18 protein-coding genes, 1 tRNA gene and 1 pseudogene are annotated in these 12,151 nt (G+C 30.5%); 15 read left to right on the plus strand and 5 right to left on the minus strand.

Going from position 1 to position 12,151, the window contains the following annotated elements:
- The first annotated feature begins 109 nt into the window (after positions 1-109).
- From NZ841_05290 to NZ841_05305, 4 genes are read left to right on the plus strand one after another with little or no spacing between them, the layout of a single operon-like run.
- Positions 110-508, plus strand: a complete 399-nt coding sequence (locus NZ841_05290) for a hypothetical protein (protein MCS7202172.1) — start codon at positions 110-112, stop codon at positions 506-508.
- Positions 509-1,906: a PilN domain-containing protein gene (locus NZ841_05295; GenBank protein ID MCS7202173.1), complete on the plus strand. Its 1,398-nt coding sequence runs from the start codon at positions 509-511 to the stop codon at positions 1,904-1,906.
- A complete protein-coding gene (locus NZ841_05300) occupies positions 1,903-2,454 on the plus strand; it encodes a hypothetical protein (GenBank protein MCS7202174.1) in 552 nt (183 codons plus the stop codon). Before NZ841_05295 ends, NZ841_05300 begins: the two co-directional genes overlap by 4 nt.
- Positions 2,455-2,456: 2 nt before the next feature.
- The gene (locus tag NZ841_05305; GenBank protein ID MCS7202175.1) at positions 2,457-2,999 is read left to right on the plus strand and encodes a hypothetical protein; all 543 of its coding nucleotides are present in this window, start codon (positions 2,457-2,459) and stop codon (positions 2,997-2,999) included.
- On the opposite strand, the gene NZ841_05310 is transcribed toward NZ841_05305, so the two are convergent.
- The 5 genes from NZ841_05310 to NZ841_05330 form a co-directional block, all read right to left on the minus strand.
- Positions 2,989-3,720 carry a prepilin-type N-terminal cleavage/methylation domain-containing protein gene (locus NZ841_05310; GenBank protein MCS7202176.1) on the minus strand — a complete coding sequence of 244 codons (732 nt, stop codon included), beginning with the start codon at positions 3,718-3,720 and terminating at the stop codon, positions 2,989-2,991. The genes NZ841_05305 and NZ841_05310 overlap by 11 nt on opposite strands.
- A 4-nt stretch (positions 3,721-3,724) precedes the next feature.
- Complete coding sequence (locus NZ841_05315) at positions 3,725-4,297, minus strand: hypothetical protein (GenBank protein ID MCS7202177.1); 573 nt, start codon at positions 4,295-4,297, stop codon at positions 3,725-3,727.
- An 18-nt stretch (positions 4,298-4,315) separates the two neighbouring features.
- Positions 4,316-4,573: a hypothetical protein gene (locus NZ841_05320; protein ID MCS7202178.1), complete on the minus strand. Its 258-nt coding sequence runs from the start codon at positions 4,571-4,573 to the stop codon at positions 4,316-4,318.
- A 1-nt stretch (position 4,574) separates the two neighbouring features.
- On the minus strand, positions 4,575-6,287 hold the full coding sequence (locus tag NZ841_05325; protein ID MCS7202179.1) for a DUF4900 domain-containing protein: 1,713 nt from the start codon (positions 6,285-6,287) through the stop codon (positions 4,575-4,577).
- 106 nt (positions 6,288-6,393) lie between these two features.
- Positions 6,394-6,468, minus strand: a tRNA-Ala gene (locus NZ841_05330).
- Between the two features lie 129 nt (positions 6,469-6,597).
- On the opposite strand from NZ841_05330, the gene NZ841_05335 reads away from it, so the two are divergent.
- From NZ841_05335 to NZ841_05385, 11 genes and pseudogenes are all read left to right on the plus strand, one after another.
- Positions 6,598-7,305, plus strand: a complete 708-nt coding sequence (locus NZ841_05335) for an ABC transporter ATP-binding protein (GenBank protein ID MCS7202180.1) — start codon at positions 6,598-6,600, stop codon at positions 7,303-7,305.
- Positions 7,306-8,059: 754 nt separating this feature from the next.
- The gene (locus tag NZ841_05340) at positions 8,060-8,692 is read left to right on the plus strand and encodes a TolC family protein (GenBank protein ID MCS7202181.1); all 633 of its coding nucleotides are present in this window, start codon (positions 8,060-8,062) and stop codon (positions 8,690-8,692) included.
- Positions 8,693-8,696: 4 nt separating this feature from the next.
- Positions 8,697-8,831, plus strand: coding sequence for a hypothetical protein (locus NZ841_05345; GenBank protein ID MCS7202182.1), 135 nt, complete (start codon positions 8,697-8,699; stop codon positions 8,829-8,831).
- A gap of 145 nt (positions 8,832-8,976) precedes the next feature.
- Complete coding sequence (locus NZ841_05350) at positions 8,977-9,249, plus strand: hypothetical protein (protein ID MCS7202183.1); 273 nt, start codon at positions 8,977-8,979, stop codon at positions 9,247-9,249.
- Positions 9,250-9,292: 43 nt separating this feature from the next.
- Positions 9,293-9,337, plus strand: a pseudogene (locus NZ841_05355) (hypothetical protein).
- 75 nt (positions 9,338-9,412) lie between these two features.
- Entirely contained in the window at positions 9,413-9,718 is a 306-nt protein-coding gene (locus NZ841_05360) for an efflux RND transporter periplasmic adaptor subunit (GenBank protein ID MCS7202184.1), read from the plus strand.
- A gap of 61 nt (positions 9,719-9,779) precedes the next feature.
- Positions 9,780-9,941: a hypothetical protein gene (locus NZ841_05365; protein ID MCS7202185.1), complete on the plus strand. Its 162-nt coding sequence runs from the start codon at positions 9,780-9,782 to the stop codon at positions 9,939-9,941.
- A gap of 214 nt (positions 9,942-10,155) precedes the next feature.
- Entirely contained in the window at positions 10,156-10,326 is a 171-nt protein-coding gene (locus NZ841_05370) for a hypothetical protein (GenBank protein MCS7202186.1), read from the plus strand.
- Between the two features lie 87 nt (positions 10,327-10,413).
- The gene (locus NZ841_05375; GenBank protein ID MCS7202187.1) at positions 10,414-11,070 is read left to right on the plus strand and encodes a Spy/CpxP family protein refolding chaperone; all 657 of its coding nucleotides are present in this window, start codon (positions 10,414-10,416) and stop codon (positions 11,068-11,070) included.
- Positions 11,067-11,723 carry a sigma-70 family RNA polymerase sigma factor gene (locus NZ841_05380; protein ID MCS7202188.1) on the plus strand — a complete coding sequence of 219 codons (657 nt, stop codon included), beginning with the start codon at positions 11,067-11,069 and terminating at the stop codon, positions 11,721-11,723. Before NZ841_05375 ends, NZ841_05380 begins: the two co-directional genes overlap by 4 nt.
- Complete coding sequence (locus NZ841_05385; protein ID MCS7202189.1) at positions 11,720-12,148, plus strand: zf-HC2 domain-containing protein; 429 nt, start codon at positions 11,720-11,722, stop codon at positions 12,146-12,148. Before NZ841_05380 ends, NZ841_05385 begins: the two co-directional genes overlap by 4 nt.
- Positions 12,149-12,151: the final 3 nt, after the last annotated feature.

The following is a 12,151-nucleotide window of genomic DNA, read 5'->3' on the forward strand; positions in this document are numbered from 1 at the left end:
CTCCTGAGCCTCCTGAACCTCCCGAGCCTCCTTGGCCTCCTGATCCCATAGTTCTTTACTATCATTATTATTCTTATTGTACTCCAGGTTCTAAAAACTCTATCTCTCCATGAAAAAAGGTCAAGTTCTTGTTGCAGTTTTGTTAATATTTGTTATACTCAGCTTAGTTATGGCTGGAATTCTTAATATTTTGGAAGGAAATATAAAAAAAGTGGAAGCCCAAAAGGGAGAAAAACAAGCTCTTTACCTTGCAGAAGGAGGAGCAGAAATTGCCATTCATAGTTTAATTTGGTTTGATCTTTCCTCTGGAACCTATACTTTTTCTGGAGTTATAACTCAAACGGATTTTTCAGGAAGATATACTACCACTTTATTTTGGAATAATCCCAATTTTGAAATATTATCTATTGGAACCGTCGATCTTTGGACAAGAATATTGGATATAGAGGGAGTAAGAAGTGGAGTATATCCCTATTCCCTAACTATAACTTTATGGAGTGAGGAATAAATGCTTAGTTTTCATTGGGTTGGTGGAAAAATAAGGGTTTTGGAAAGTACTTGGGAAAAGAAAACTTTAAAAATTAAAAATTCCTTTGTAATAAAGATAGAAGAGGAGTTATGGAGAAGGGGAGAGATAGATAAAATCATACCTATTTTAAAGGAACATATGGAAAAGAATAACATTAAAGAAAAAAATTTACATGTTACCTTGGAAACAAAGGAATTTTGTCCCAGAATAATGGAATTTCCTAAGATGCCCTTAAAAGAGCTGAGGGAAAATATAATAGATGAGCTAGAGGAACTTATCTCATTTAGAGAAGAAACAACAGAATTAAGTTTTTCTATTATTTATCAAGATAAGGAAAAGATCAAACTATTAGTATTAACATATCCCAAAAATATTTTAAGTCAATGGAAGGATATTTCTCAAGAATTAAACCTTAGATTAAAATATATGGAATTTTCATCCCTTTCATCCCTTAGAGGCTTAGCTTATGAAAATTATGACTTTTCAAAGAATCTTTGCGTTTTATATGTAGGACATGATATCTCTGATATTTACATTTTTAATAAAGGTAAGATTTGGGGAATATATAACATGAGCATTGGATCATCAGATTTTTCTTTTTATGAAAATCTTACTATAAATACTAGTTTTCTCTCTTATATTGATGAGATAAGAACTTATCTTTCTACTTTTCCCTTTGATTTGAATGAAATTGTAATAATAGGTGAGGATGAAAGTTCCATTCCTTTATTAGATCAGATTCAGGAGGTTTTTTCAGACCTTCCCATAAGTTTAAACAAGAATATATGGCTTACAAGTATTGGAGTTTCTATTGATGTTCATAAATATTTATTAATTCCCTCTTTAAATCTTATTGGAAGGGAAAAATTTATCATTAAATTTGAGAGAGAAGAGATTTTAAAATCTCTTCTTGCGGGAATTTTAGCTCTTATAATTATTTTTTCTGGAAATTTATATATAAATCTACAGATAAATGAAATAAAAAGAGAAAGATCTATCTTAGAGCAGACTCTAATTCAGAGAAGAGGAGAAGTAGAAGAGCTAAGAAAAGTTGTGGAAGAGAGAATCTCCGTAAATGAGGGGCTAAAAAGTTGGATAGAAAATTTAAATTATAACAAAATTTTATCACCCTCTTATTTTCTAAAAGATTTATCAAGAATTATTCCTACAAATGTTTGGTTATCGGATTTGGAAGTCTCGGAAGATAATAAAATATCATTTCTTGGTTATAGTCTCGATAGTGAAGGAGTTGCAGACTTTTTAATTTCCCTTTCCTATTCAAATATTTTTAAAGATGTAAGCCTACAGAATTCAAATCTAGTAGATATTGGGAATAAAAGTGTCCAAAATTTTAAAATTTTGGCGGTGATAAAGTGAAAAAAATAGATGTATTAATATTTTTTTTAATACTTTTATTGGGAAGTATAATTTTTTTAATACCTTCTTATTCCAACTTGGTGAGGGAAGAAAGAAATTTAAGATCTGTAAGAAAAGAGATGTTGGATATTATAGATGAATTAAGTAAGCTGAAGGATACTCTTAATAGATTATCAAAGGAGAGAGAAGATCTTCTAATAGAAGGAAAAAGAAAAGCCTTTGATAAAAGAGGTTTTTCTATTTTTCTTAAGGAACTTGCAGTTTTACTAAAAAAACATAAAATATTATCCTTTTCCATAATACCGGAAGAAGTTCAGGATGTACAAGGTCTTCCAGAAAAATTTCCTCTAAAAATAAAAAGACTTCCTTTGAATTTTCAATTTGTTGGAAGATATCAAGGATTATTAACCTTTTTTCAGGATCTTGAATTACAAAATTATCCCATAAGATTTTTAAGTTATAAAATTACCCATTTAAATGCAGATTCTAATAAGTCCTTACTAAATTTTACGGGAAGGATTGAAATTTATTTATTAGAGGAGGAATAAAGATGAGGGAAAAGATTTGGGGAGGTTTAATCCTTATTACTGCATCTTTATCTATTTCATTAAATATTTATACTTTAATAAAACAGAAGGAGAAATTTTATAACTTCGATAATGAGATTCCTGCAAAACCCGTATCTTATATAGAAGAAGAGAAAACTTTAGATCAAGATAAAAAGGAAATTAAGAACTTAGTTAAAGCAGAATTGAAAGAAATAAAAAATCTAAAACTGGGAAGAATGGATCCCTTTGAGCCTTTGATTAAAGAAGAAAAAGAAGAGAAGATAATATCCCCAAAAATTGTTTATACTTCAAATATAAAATATGAAGAAAAGAAAGAATTATTAAAAGAACCACCATATCTTCTAAGAGGAATACTGGAAGGAGATAAAAAATTAGTCATTTTAGAAACAAAAGACGAGAATAGAAGTTTTGTTTTAGAAGAGGGAGACAAAATAGAAGGATTTAAATTGGAAAAAGTAAATTCCCTTGAGAGAAAGATTATTTTGAAGGATTCTAAAGGAAATACCTTTACAATCAGAATGTAGCAGGAGATAATGTAATTGTTGCAGTTCGTTCCCTTTGAGTGTTTCCAATTCTTCTCTTCGCTTTTATACTAATATCTACTAATTGCACCTTTCTTCCAGAAGTATAATTGGCAGGGGTTAATTCAAAATAGGAATAAACATTACTATGTCCTGGAATAAGATCAAGATATAAATATTTCACTATGAACCCATCACTATCTATGTAATCAGTTAAGAGAATAGGTTTTTGGGTTGATGTAAAGGTAAAACTATTTCTTAGATTTGTAATATTTCCTGAGGAATAAGTGGGAGTCCAAGAAAGATCAATGGAATATTTTAATAAGAATCTCGCGTTAGGATTTGCTGAATCATATAAGGATCCTGTTCTCTGTCTTGTTATGTAAATATTAAATCTATAAATATTACTTCTTATAGGAATAGCTAAGACTAAGGCTTGACTTCCCGTAATAAAAGATGTAAAGGTTCCAAATCCATAGTTACTTCCTGAGTTGTCTTGTAAATAAATAGTAAATCCTGGTGTATAGATTACTGATGCCTTTAATATATCAGAATTTAAGTTAGAAATTGCTAGAGATACTCCCCTTTCTAGCTCACTGTCAATTCTATTAATTAAAACATCCCTTTGAATACTTAGCCAAATTTGAATTATCACTACCAAAACTATTGATAATATGGTCATTGATATTAGTAACTCAACTAATGAAAGTCCTTTATTTTTCATATAATTACTCTCCAGGACTTGGATTTTGAATTATTTCAGTTAATTCTGCTAAAGGATTTTCGAATCTTTTTATATATCCAGAACCCGATGGTTCTCTATGTCTTATTGTATCTATATAATCTCCCTGAGAATTTGCATAATAGATTCTTATAGTTATTCTTTTCGCTACTACTTTATTCTGATTAGGAGGGGGAGGAGTTAGATTTTTTATCAAAAACTGTTGGGCATATTTTGCTCTACCATTTATTAATATGTTTCCTACAAAATTTGTATATACCCTTTGAGAGGGTTGTTCTGCTGGGATTGCAGGTCTTACATTGGGAATTGCAGGAGAAGCGGGAATAGCAGACCATTTATCATTCTCAATTAAATTATCAAAATTTGCTTTTACTTGTGCCCATATTTTTAGGTTTTCTAACTGATCTCTTATTATTCTATGAGCTTCCATTCTATCATTTACTCTTTTTTTCATTATATATCCCATTAATACCGCATTAGTTGCTCCTACAAAGACTACAAGAAGAATACTCATTAAAACCATTAAACTAATTAGAGAAAATCCCTTTTCTCCTTTCATTTTATAACCCCCCTAAGTTTATTCCACAATAATTTCCGAAGGAGGCATCATTTCATACATCTTCTTTACTCTTTCCTCTTTTGTCTCTTCTTTTTGTGGTATCTCAGTTGTTTCTTTTAATACTTCGGGAGTTATCTCTATTTCTTTATTTAAACTCTCCTCAATATTAATTTTATTTGATGATTCTTGAGACTTATGTGATTTATAATTAAAAGCTAAAATTATAATTAAAATTAAGACTATGACAAAGAGTATATGAAATTTTTTAATTTTCATTTTATTCCCACTTTTCCTCCCAATTTTCTATTTTTATCCATCTTGGATCCTCAATTCTTCCTTCTCGAAGTAGAGTTCTTCCTGTTGTTGGGAAGAAGGGTGGAGCATATCCATCTCTCATTCGATAGTCATACCAAAATTCTCTTCCATATCCAGTTCTTGGAGTTCCTCCCGATCCAAAAGTTCCAAAAGCTCCATAGAAGTTTGAGATTATTCCTCCTGTAAGAATAACATCTCCTTGAGGGGATCGAGTATTATAGTTTGCTACTTGAACTACACCTTGGGGAGCCATTAATGTGGCATCAATTTCAAAATCTAAATCAGGATCAGAGGGGTCCGCATCGGTATGATTAGAGACAGGATCTATTAATATGTTTCCACTTTCCGAAAGGATTCCTAAAATATTTACTGCATTAGGATTAGTTAAAGGATTATCTTGATATCTTATGTGATTAGTAATTGTAATGTTATTGCGGGCACATAATGTTATTCTTTGATTCCTTTGGATTGTTCCGCTTACACTATTTACTTGTCCATTAACATATATAACTCCATTGGGAATTCTATTTATTTCGATAGTATTTGTTCCTACTCTTACAAAGGTTTTATTTTGAGTCTCATCAATAGTAAAAACATAAGTAGTATTTCCTTGAGTAATAGTATATACTGCTCTATTTTGAGAATCTAAACCAAAATTAATATCTACGTTTCCCTGGATATATATTCCTCCACCATTTAATATGGTTTGAGTATATATTCCATTTGGTGGAGGATCGTTATTTACAGGTAATCCTAACATTTGTCTTATATATTGGTTCCTTTGATTTTCATTGGGAAAAGTCCCTGTATAGGTTCCTCCCAGAGATGCAGAAAGTTGGGTATCGGTACTTGGAGGAAGATTAATTTGGGGAGCATTTCTTATAAATCCTCTCTGGAATATAGGAGTAGCGTAGGGAGGATTACTATCTGCATTCAGTCGTATATAGGAAGTAGCAGTATAGAAAAGAGCAGTACTTGCAGAAGAGGAGACCTGATCTGTAAAGGTAGGTGTATAGGCAAAGGCAAATTCAGTATTAGAATGTACAGGACCACGGAAAATAGTCCTTGACGTAAACCATACCGTGCTTCCGTCAGGCAAAGTATGATTATTAGTGAATAAGGCAAAACGAGCAAAATTTTCCACAAATACTGATCCCTCTATCCTTCCTCTTGTAGTTATGGTTAAACTTAATCTTGGATTATAATTTACCTTATATCCCCTTGAAGTTATTGTATATACATAAGTATAAAATACTCTTGTTGTTATTCCTGAAACATCAGTGGAATAATCTAAAAGAGAAAAGGTATAACTTAAGATTGTATACGAAGTTGTGGGATCAGGAAATTGAGTCTGATTGTAAATTTCAGAAATATCTTGAGATAAATTACTTGGAGAAAGAAGATTCCTTAAAAAATCTTGAGTAATGTCAGAAATTCTTCTTCGTGGTATTTCTTCCTGTATTTTCCAGTGAGCAATAGATAAAACATTTTTTATTCCTGCCTGAGTAGCATTTAGTACCTGATCTCTTGCCTGATCTCTTCTTACAAAAAAGTTTTCATTAATTGTAGAGGTTAGAAGAAGAAAAACAAGAGAAGTTATAAGAAAACCAAAGGTTATTGCTGTGATAAGAGATAAATCCCCTTTTTCTTTTTTATTTGAGGGTTTTGTTTTCATTATAATTACACCCCCAAAAGTTGTGTTAATTTTTCATATTATAACATGATTTAAAAAAATTGTAAAAAATTTTTTGTGATTTTAAAGAGATAAAGGGAAAAACTTTTGGTGGAGGCGATGGGATTTGAACCCACGACCTCTTGCATGCGAAGCAAGCGCTCTCCCGCTGAGCTACGCCCCCACAACCCTAAATAAGTTTATCCATTATCCATATTGTTGTCAAACTTAGTTTGTTCTGAAATAAAATTTTTAATCTTTTGGTCGTATAATTAAGAAGTTAAAAATTTTTGGAAAGGATGTGATAAAGGAAATGGAAGATATATTGATTCTTGAAGATGTAGTGAAAATTTACAAAATGGATGGAGTGGAAACTGTTGCTTTAAGAGGAGTATCTTTAAAGGTTAGAAAAGGAGATTTTATCGCAATAATGGGACCATCAGGATCTGGAAAATCAACAATGATGCATATCATGGGATGCCTTGATAGACCTACATCGGGAAAAATATATTTTGAAGGGAGGGATGTTTCAGAACTTTCTGATAATGAACTGGCTGAGATAAGAAATAAGAAAATAGGATTTGTTTTCCAAAGCTTTTATCTTCTTCCAAGATATACAGCAATTCAAAATGTAGAACTTCCTTTAATATATCAAGGTGTTTCTCCAAAGGAAAGAAAAGAAAAAGCAAGAATAATCTTAGAGAAAATGGGGTTGTCTGATAGAATAAATCACAGACCTACTCAGCTTTCAGGTGGAGAACAGCAGAGAGTTGCTATAGCAAGGGCTCTTATTATAAATCCTGTTATTCTTCTTGCGGATGAACCTACAGGTAATTTGGATAGTAAGTCAAGTCATGAAATAATGAATCTTATTAGCAAACTTCACAAAGAGGAAAAAATAACTATTATTTTAGTAACCCATGAGAGAGATATTGCGGAATATGCTGAAAAGATTGTTCGTATGCATGATGGAAGAATAGTTGATATAGAAGATAATAAAAGGGAGATCAGTCATGTATAGGAGAATTCTCATCTTCTTATTCAAAGATCTCCATTATGGCAAATATATCAGGCTCAATTTGAAAATGCTCTTCAGAGCTATAATTTAGCTCAGATATCCTTTAAACCTCAATTATCTATACAAGGAGGATATGGTTATACAAAAGATGGAAAAGAAGCAAATACTGGAAGTCTATCTCTTAACTATTCTCAAATTCTTTTTCCTTTTGGAAAGACAGGAATTCAACGGGAATCAAGTTCTATAGATTTAGAGCAGGCTAAAAATAATTTAAGATCAAATTATCTAAATCTTTACCTTGCTCAAGAAAGATTAGAAATTTTAGAAGATAGTTACAAACTTGCAGTAAGAAGAAGGAAAATAGCTGAAAAACAATTTAATAATAAAACTATTACAGAGACTAATTTACTTGATTATAAACAAAGAGAAAAGCTTTCTGAAATAAATCTTAACTCTGCAAAAAATAATTTAGAAATTGCTTAGAAAGCATTGGAAAAAATTCCTGTAAAATTAGATATTGCTTTTGAGCTCTTTAATGAAAAACCTGAAGACCTATTGAATATCCTATTTTAGATGGTGGAAATAAGAATATAAGTTTAAAAAAGGCTGAACTTTCATTAAGCTCAGGAAAATGTTAAACAAAAACAGCTTAATTTGGAACAAAAGATAAAATATGAATTAGGAAACGAAAAAGAAAGATTCTATAACTTTAATTCTCTCATTAAAGCAGTCAGAGTTTAGTGCAAAACTTGAAAATTTGAGGTTTAATAATACGAAACTTCAGGTAATCCAGAGTGTAAGAAATGCCTATTTTTCTGTTCTTGAGGCGAGAGCTCAATTGAAGCTTTTTCAAAAACAGGTAGAGCTTGCAAAGGAACAATTAGAAGCAGCAAAAATTAAATTTCAATTGGGAAATACCACATCTTTAGATGTTCAACAAGCGGAGATTAACTATCTCTCCACTCAGAATAACTTAAAATCAGGTATGAACAGTTTAAATATTTTGTGGAGTCAATTTTGTGAGACCTTAGGAATTTTTCCTATGGAAAATTTGAAATTACAAGAATTACCAATATTAACTCTTAATTTAAAATTGGATGACTTATTAGCTATAGCTAATGTAGAGTTTTACGAGCTTCAAGTAAAACTTTATGATAATGAATATACTCCAAAATTTCAGTTAATAAATGTAAAAAATTCCCTTGAAAGTGCAAAAATTATCTTTACCCAATCTCTAAATAATGCAAAAATAACTATATCTCAAAGATTAGACCAACTAAACCTTAGTTTAGAAAACCTTGAAATTGAGAAGAGAAATTTAGAACTTGCAAAGGAAAATTATAGAATTGCAAATATAAGATTTTTCATCAGGATTTATAATAAAGCTTAATCTAATGAATTATGAAATAAATATAATAAAGGCAGAAAATTCTTACTATTCTGCATTACATACCTATTGGAAAAATTTAGATAGTCTTTCTTTGGCAGTAGGAAGGGCACTGTACGAAGGGGGAGAAACTAAAAAATGATAAAAAAAGATTAGTTTTTATATTATTAATAGCTTTAATTGCAGGAGGTGAAATCTGGCTTCTCTTTGGGAGAGCTCAAAATAAAAATACAAAAAGTGAGACCATATCAATCTATAAGGTGAGAAGGGGAGACCTTCTCATCTCTGTGTCTGGAAGTGGAAGATTAGAAGCAGGAAGAAGTCTTGATATTGTAAGTAAGGTGGGAGGTACAGTTATATATGTAGTAGAAGAGGAAAAAAGGGTGAAAACTGGAGAAATATTGGTAAAATTAGATCCATCGGATTATAAAAATTCTTATGAAAGTATAAGACTGAGTTTTGAGAATGCAAAACTCAATTATGAAAAGGCAAAAATAAATTATGAAATTCAAAAAAGACAATTGGAACAGGATTTGAGAAATGCAAAAATAAAATGCTAAAAAGAATCTAGAAAGGGCAGAGGAGTTATTTAGAAACGGTATAATAACTCAAAATGATCTTGATGCTATTAGAAACACCTTTGAAAAGTCAAAAAATTCCTTTGAACAAGCGGATTTTAATTATCAATTAGCTAAAAATAATTATGAAATAAAGATCAAGAGTTTGGAAAAGAATCTTGAAGGGGCAAAATTATCTATGGAACAATCAAAACTAAATCTTACCAATGCAGAGGAAAATCTTAATAATACTATTATAAAAGCACCCTTTTCAGGAATATTCGTAAATATCAGTGTAAAATTGGGAGATATTATTACGAGTAATAGAACTCTATTTACATTACTTGATACTACAAATGTAGAGTTAAATCTTGAAGTAGATGAGACTGATATAGGAAAGGTATCTGTAGGTCTTCCTGTAAGGATTTCCTCTGATGCTTTTTCTGAAGAAATTTTGAAGGAAAGGTTATAAGAATCTCTCCCACCGCAACTATATCAAATAATATTCCCATATTTAAATTTAAAAAGTAGGAATGAGTGCAGATGGAGATATTATTTTGTTAGAAAAAAGAAATGTTCTTATTGTTTCTCTTAAAGCTATCCAGAAAACAGGAAGAGGAAATTATGTTGAAGTATTAAAGGTGATTCTTCCGCTACCTCTTCAACTACAACTCAACAAGGGAAGCCTGAAGTAAGAATAGGGGTTCCTGGTTTCTTAGGTAGGTGATAGGAATGTTCATAGAAATAATTAAAATGGCTCTTCACAGTTTTTCTACAAATAAATTGAGAACATTCCTTACTACTCTTATTTCTCTTGGGGAGGGAACAAGGGTTTCCATTGAGAGACAATTTACAACTTAGGTTCCAATCTTCTTACATTAATTCCAAGATTTGGAAGAGGGGTTGGTCTTGTTAGAGAAGCTCCTCGAAGTTCCATTACCAATGATGAATTATGAAACTCTTTTAAAGGAACTTGATTCTAATAAGATTATCGCAATTGTTCCTTATGCTCAAAGAAATGATCAAGTTAAATATAAAGCGGAGAATACAAATACTCAAAGAGTAAAGATCAGTCTTTAAAACCCTTTTACCATTTAGACTGGAATAAAATTATATATTAATAGTCTATTAGAACTAGAAAATCTTAATAAGGAGGAAGGTAAAAAAATGAGTAGGATAAAAATTCTATTAAGCTTTATATTAGCATTTTTATTATTATTTTCTCTTACCTATGCTTTTTCGAGGGATAGATTTCAAGACAGATTAAGGGTAAGAGTTCTTAGGCCCTTTGTTGTTGAAAAACCTTTTACTTCAAAGCCCACTATAAAATTACATTCCTATTTTTCTGAAGAAATTAGAAAATTAATAGCGGAAAGAAACAAATTATGGTTTGAATTAAGAGAACTTCTAAGGGATAAACAATTAAACTTGAGCAAAATAGAGGAAAAAGCAAAGGAACTTCAAAGATTAGAGGAAGAAATTTCTAAAAAAATTCAAGCAAGTTTTTTGGAAAGCCTATCGAAGAATCTCAATTTAACAAAGGACCAAGAAAATAGTGTTAAAAAAATTCTTGAGAGTTATAATGATAAATTAGAGACTTTAAGAAGGGATTTAAAGGGAAAAAATATTGAATTAAAAACCATTGATCCAAAGGATAAAGAGAAGATATCAGCAAAGAAGAAAGAAATAGCAGAGATTTTGAGGAAATTAAGTGATACAAGAAAACAGTTAATAGAAGAAATAAAAAAGATTTTAAGTGAGGAACAGAGGAAGAAGCTGGATAAATATTTTAAATTTAGATTCCATCCTTGGGGTAAACTATGAGTAGAGAAATAGAAAAAAGTTTGGAGCTTAATAATGTTTCCTCTCAGCTCGATTCTCCTTTAGGCTGGGAGGAAAAGACTAATTTATCAGATAAAGCATTAATATCTTTAATTAAGTCTGGAGATAGAGAAGCTTTTAATATTTTAGTTAAAAGATATGAAAAAAAAGTTTTTAATATTTTATATTTACAATTAGGTCCCATAAGTGATTTAGAGGATTTAGCGCAAGAGGTTTTTATAAAGATATTTAAGAATATAAATAAATTTAGAGGGGAAGCTCAATTCTCAACATGGCTTTACAGGATTGTTTTAAATCTTAGTTATGACTACAAGAGAAAAAATAAAAATATCTTTTCTTTAGATGAAAATATTGATTACGAAAGTGAGGAAACTTTTGAAAATATTTTACCTACTTCAGAGGAAGATCCAGAAAAAGTCTTGGAGAGATTAGAGGTTCAAAGAAAAATAAGAGATGCTATAAAAGGTTTATCAAAAGAGTATCAAGAAGTAATAATATTAAGAGAATTTGAGGGTTTATCCTATGAAGAGATAGCAAAGGTTCTAAACTGTCCAGTAGGAACAGTAGAATCTCGATTATTTAGAGCAAGAGAAGAGCTTAGAAAGAAACTAATAAAGGAGTGGAAAGAGTCGTGAAATGTAAAGAAGCAAAAAGATTGATTTCTCTATATATTGACGGAGAAATTCCTCCTGATAAGAGGTTTGAATTGGAGGAACATCTGAGCAATTGTTTTTATTGTAAAAGAGAGTTAGAAGAACTAATATTTATAATTAGAGAAATTCACAAGCTTCCTAAAGTAAAATCTTCTCTTAATTTTGTTGATAGCCTTTGGTATAGATATCAGGAAGAAAAGACAAGACAAAGGAGTTTTAAAAAGCTAATTTTTATTGTGAGCCTAGTTTTTACTTTGATATTTATTTTCCTTTTATCTCAAAAGATTTGGATTCCTAAATCAGAACCTCAAGAATTGCAAACTTTCTATGAAATCCATAGTAAGTGGAAGAGAAATTTCATCTTTGAAGAACCCTTTGTGGATTTTGTTTTGTATCAGAATAGATAGGAA

This window comes from Dictyoglomus sp. (assembly GCA_025060475.1).
In the GTDB taxonomy this organism is placed as follows: domain Bacteria; phylum Dictyoglomota; class Dictyoglomia; order Dictyoglomales; family Dictyoglomaceae; genus NZ13-RE01.

Bases quoted from the DNA above. Each gene is read 5' to 3' on its own strand.
- NZ841_05290 (MCS7202172.1), top strand. From the start codon at position 110: ATGAAAAAAGGTCAAGTTCTTGTTGCAGTTTTGTTAATATTTGTTATA.
- NZ841_05295 (MCS7202173.1), top strand. From the start codon at position 509: ATGCTTAGTTTTCATTGGGTTGGTGGAAAAATAAGGGTTTTGGAAAGT.
- NZ841_05305 (MCS7202175.1), top strand. From the start codon at position 2,457: ATGAGGGAAAAGATTTGGGGAGGTTTAATCCTTATTACTGCATCTTTA.
- NZ841_05310 (MCS7202176.1), bottom strand. From the start codon at position 3,720: ATGAAAAATAAAGGACTTTCATTAGTTGAGTTACTAATATCAATGACC.
- NZ841_05315 (MCS7202177.1), bottom strand. From the start codon at position 4,297: ATGAAAGGAGAAAAGGGATTTTCTCTAATTAGTTTAATGGTTTTAATG.
- NZ841_05320 (MCS7202178.1), bottom strand. From the start codon at position 4,573: ATGAAAATTAAAAAATTTCATATACTCTTTGTCATAGTCTTAATTTTA.
- NZ841_05325 (MCS7202179.1), bottom strand. From the start codon at position 6,287: ATGAAAACAAAACCCTCAAATAAAAAAGAAAAAGGGGATTTATCTCTT.
- NZ841_05335 (MCS7202180.1), top strand. From the start codon at position 6,598: ATGGAAGATATATTGATTCTTGAAGATGTAGTGAAAATTTACAAAATG.
- NZ841_05345 (MCS7202182.1), top strand. From the start codon at position 8,697: ATGAATTATGAAATAAATATAATAAAGGCAGAAAATTCTTACTATTCT.
- NZ841_05365 (MCS7202185.1), top strand. From the start codon at position 9,780: ATGAGTGCAGATGGAGATATTATTTTGTTAGAAAAAAGAAATGTTCTT.
- NZ841_05375 (MCS7202187.1), top strand. From the start codon at position 10,414: ATGAGTAGGATAAAAATTCTATTAAGCTTTATATTAGCATTTTTATTA.
- NZ841_05380 (MCS7202188.1), top strand. From the start codon at position 11,067: ATGAGTAGAGAAATAGAAAAAAGTTTGGAGCTTAATAATGTTTCCTCT.